4 protein-coding genes are annotated in these 4,522 nt (G+C 26.5%); all 4 read right to left on the bottom strand.

The window, feature by feature from the left end:
* Window positions 1–420: 420 nt before the first annotated feature.
* A complete protein-coding gene (locus EJJ37_RS19370) occupies window positions 421–1,080 on the bottom strand; it encodes a Rha family transcriptional regulator (protein ID WP_133017078.1) in 660 nt (219 codons plus the stop codon).
* 52 nt (window positions 1,081–1,132) lie between these two features.
* A complete protein-coding gene (locus tag EJJ37_RS19365; protein WP_133017079.1) occupies window positions 1,133–1,327 on the bottom strand; it encodes a hypothetical protein in 195 nt (64 codons plus the stop codon).
* 4 nt (window positions 1,328–1,331) lie between these two features.
* A complete protein-coding gene (locus EJJ37_RS19360) occupies window positions 1,332–1,562 on the bottom strand; it encodes a BhlA/UviB family holin-like peptide (protein WP_133016406.1) in 231 nt (76 codons plus the stop codon).
* Between the two features lie 471 nt (window positions 1,563–2,033).
* Window positions 2,034–4,522, bottom strand: a 2,489-nt coding sequence (locus EJJ37_RS20565) for a hypothetical protein (RefSeq protein ID WP_166484856.1), incomplete at its 5' end; no start/stop codon positions are given.

Raw genomic sequence — 4,522 nt, 5'->3', positions numbered from 1 at the left:
CTAATCTAGTGTGTTCTCCTTCTTTTATAATTCCTACTGCTCCAGTTCCAGCACCTCTCAAAGTATGTCCATCATTTACTCCAATTTTCATTTTATATTCCTTCTTTCTTTTAAATATTTTTATAAATTAAAAGAGAGCCTATTAGCTCTCTCTCTAATTTCACACCAATTTTAGCGTCGTTTATCATAATAAAGCATTTATTATAAAAATAAATGTTATATAATAATTGTTCATGAGTAAATCATATTAAGTCATCGCTCGTGTATATTTTATTTATTCATGAACAAAATAAAGGTGTAATAACCCTTATTATTACATTTAATTCTTTTTTGCAATTTAACGTGATAAGGTCAGAATCATTTTATATGATTCTGACCTTATTGTTTTATAAATTTTAGTACATTCTCTGTTAAAAACTTTTATAATAACTCTAATTGTTTAAATTTTCTTAACTCTAATAACTTACTTATTTGTTTTATAATTTTAGTTATCTTATTGCTATCACCTATACAAGTCTCTTCCCATTTTGTTATTCCTAATATTGCAAATGTACTCTCTTTTAACATTTGATATTCTTCTTCATTCTCTGTTAATGCTTTTATTAATTTGCTATAATCTAATTTCGTCTTATGACTAGGTTTATAATGCTTTTTAGCTTCTTCTGTTGCTTTTTTAAGTTCATTTACAGTATCTTTTAATTCTTCTATTTCTTTATTAGCAATTAATATTTTATTTTCCTCAATGCTTCTTTCCATGATATTAAATCTCTCGACATACTTAGCCGTAAATAATATCCCTTTCTCGCCTTGTTGTTTATTTCCTAATAATTCACAACCCATTTTAGTAACTAAATAACATTGATATGTCTTATTATTACCTTCGACTTTATAACTGCTTTCTATGAAATAATTCTGAGAACAGATACCTCCGTTTTCTAAAGTCGGAATTATCCCAACCACTCTATTAGACCCATTGATATATTCTAAAATTTCACTATGTCTTTTATTCATCATTTCAGCTACTTCTCTACTATCTATTGTTAATTCATTATTTGATAAGTTTAATAAAGATTTATTCATTTTTATATTCCTTCTTTCTTTTTAATATTTTTATAAAATTAAAAGACCATGATTACTCATGATCTTTTACTTCTTTAATCGCTTGTCTTGTTGAACTTTGACCAAAATAAAACGCTATAACCATACTAAATATAGTTAGAAACTCTGTTGCTCCTATTTGACCTTTTAAAGCTAATACTGAAAATACTAGCGTTAAAATCAAAGCTATTAACTTCTTAATTTGTAATAATTTCTTTAATGTTTCCATCATATTATCCCACCTTCTCTAATTTAACTTTTATATCAGCAACATCTTTTTGAGTAGTTTTTACCACTTCAAGGTTTTCTGCTAAATCTGAAATTACTTCTTGGTTCTTATCAATTATTTCTTGCAACTTTTCTTCTCTAGCCTTACTTTCTTTTCTTGTATCAATTAGTAGCCATACGAAAAGTACTGCCCATACTCCGTTATTTACTATAGTTTTAATAAGTTCATTTTCCACTGTTGTTCTCCTTTTCTCCAATCGCTTGGAATTTTAGATATAATAAAAGAGCCTTTTGGCTCCTAAATCTTCCACGAATATCTTTTATATTTTTTTCATAAAACATTTATGTGAATTGTTTCACCCCAATAAAAATAAGGATAGAAATAATAACTCCTATAAACAATAAGCAAACTTAATCACATTTAGCACATTAATATAGTTAACATTCTAAGACAATTTAATATTATGACTATCCTTATTTTTTATTAAATGATTAAAATTTTATAATTATGGTTATAATTTAAATACATATTCGTATAATTACCTTTCTAAAAAATAGAAGTTTCCTCTTAATAAGGATATTTCTATTTTTTTATATTTAATGAATATTTTAAAGCTATTCTCATAAAATATTATCGGGACTTTTTCTAAATAAAGAGAATAAGTTGATTGCTACGGGTTTTAATTAACAACTTATTCTCTTTCATTTTAATTTATTTTTAATACAGCATATCCATAAGCATTTTTAATAGTATAATTAACCCCTCTTACATCTACAGTATTATTGATAAGTTCAAATCCTTCGTTTTGCTCTAATATATTTATTTTCTTATCTATATACTTTGAAGGAATTTCTAAATTATCTACTATAGTATTTTTATGAATATCTATAAATACATATAAACTATCTCCAACCTCTATATAAGTCTTATTTGTTTCTCCATCTTCTAATATGGAAGTATCTATATATTTTCTATACATACTAAATGTTTTATATGCTCCAGCTTCTAAAGTTCCACCACTATATCCAACTGGATATGATTTTTTAGTACTTCTAAAATCCCAAAGTATAGAGTTTTTTAATCTTTCTTCATTAGATCCATTTCCTATGTCTAGTAAATACCCAGCAGTAAATCCTACTTTATTATTATCGGCATCATTTCTATGTTGTACGTATCTATTTATTGGATAATTTTGATTTATACAATCACTTATATAAAACTTTAGGTTATCTTTATACGAATTTATATTAGTTAATCGAGAAAAATTCCAGTTGCCTTTTTGCTTAGCGTTAGGCATATAGTGTTGTGTATTAGGTTGCAATCTTACACTTTGTAAAAATCCACAATTCCCTAAAGTAACTTTCTTTAATACTTTTAAAGAATGATTTATTAATACAAATCCTTTATCTTTAAATTTATAGTTAACACAAAGCTCCACAACACCATCTATTGCATTTAAATTATCCTCTATAAGTTCTTTCCCTACATTAGCTTTTAAATGCTCCTGTAGTGCTTTATAGCATAATATATTATATTTTTCAGTTATATTAAACTCGTTACCTAGGTTATCACCTTCAACTAGTTCTTTACCATCAATAAGCACTTTATAAGTATGTTTATTTGTAGATGGATAGAATTGTTCTACAGTTAGATTTGTTATATCTAATGCATTTATATTAGTTGCATTTAACTTAGCTTCTAAATTATTAACTGGTGCTATATTACTATAACCTACTATCCCTTGTTCATCTTCTGTATATGGATATAAGAATATACATTTATCATTTTCTACTTTTGCTAATACATAATCTGTTATTCCATCTGTCCATATACTTCCTATATCAGTAGTTGTTTGCCCGTTTGAAGGTATAGAAAAACAAGGGTATCCATGATTAGCCCCAACAGTATAAAATGTTCTAATTGGAGTTATATCGTCCCCTTGATTGTGTATTAATGTTTCTTTATTACCTTTTACTAAATACGTATTAACAAAGTTAAAACATTTATTTCTTACATTTTCTATTTCAGTTTCATATTTTATAGTTTCTTTATCATTTAATTGACTATATACAGTAAACTTATTATTCTCTTTTATTATCTTTAAGCTAGAATTATCATCAGAAATTGCTACTTCATCTTTTATTGATTCCATTTGCTCTTTTGTAAACCTAAGTTTATCCATACAATAACCATAACTTTCATAAGGTGTTAACTCTGAATTTGCTTCAAGTTGCATATTTGTTGCATCTGCAAAAAAGTTTATTCCTATCCATGACTTTTCATCTATTGTGAAAGTTATAGGATCATTCGCAGTGACATTAGAAATTGTATTTATTAATCCAGTTCCAGTTAAATTAGAATCAAATTGAAATACATTCCTTGTTCTACTTGAAACAGTATAAGTACCAGCTTCAAGTTCTATCATATATGCATTATATCCTGAATTCTCGACTATAGTATTATTCTTTGATATTAACTGTCCATTTAAAAATTTAGCTGGATTAAGTAAGTTTTTACCTACTTCAAAGAAATTACAATCATCACTTTCAACACTAAAATCTGTTACTTGGTTCTTTTTTATATTGATATTTTCTTGGACATCATAAGCTAAATATTGTTTATACTCTTCGTATCTTGTAGGAGCGTTACCTTCTTCTAATTGCCATGTATCTATATGTGTCTTATATAGACTAGCTCTTATATATCCAGTTTGAGGGGCTGTAAATGTAAACTTTGCTGTACTTGTAGTTAAACTTGTTGTTATTACTTCTATACATTCTCCAGCCGTATTAAAAAGATATATATTTCTAGCTCCAACATTACAAGAATATGTTTTACCCATAATAACAAATATATAGTCTGTTATATCATAGTTTTCACTTTCAACATGATTGTATGTGCTTGGTATACTTCCTTGCATCACTCTATTCAATGTTCTTCGTGTTTTATCATATAAATTCTTTCCACAAACTAAAAAACTAGCTTCTGGAACTCCGACGGAATTCCTAGCTAGTATTCTATTAGTTATACTTTTTTCTTTTAGAATTGGGCTTATTGGAGCAGTACCCATAATTATTGCTTTTAAACTATCTGTTATTTGATTCTCATTAATCTGACCTATTAATTGTCCAACAGATATTTCATCTCCTTTATTTATCTTCTTTAAAAGTTCTTCTAATATTTTATCTATAATAT

Origin of the sequence: Clostridium cuniculi, assembly GCF_004353185.1 — a bacterium.
In the GTDB taxonomy this organism is placed as follows: Bacteria; Bacillota; Clostridia; order Clostridiales; family Clostridiaceae; genus Clostridium; species Clostridium cuniculi.
Note: the sequence above shows the minus strand (reverse complement) of the source record. Positions and strands in the feature narration are given on the sequence as shown.

What these genes read in the sequence shown, in the direction of transcription:
- EJJ37_RS19365 (WP_133017079.1), bottom strand. Translation starts at nt 1,327, where the DNA reads ATGGAAACATTAAAGAAATTATTACAAATTAAGAAGTTAATAGCTTTG.
- EJJ37_RS19370 (WP_133017078.1), bottom strand. Translation starts at nt 1,080, where the DNA reads ATGAATAAATCTTTATTAAACTTATCAAATAATGAATTAACAATAGAT.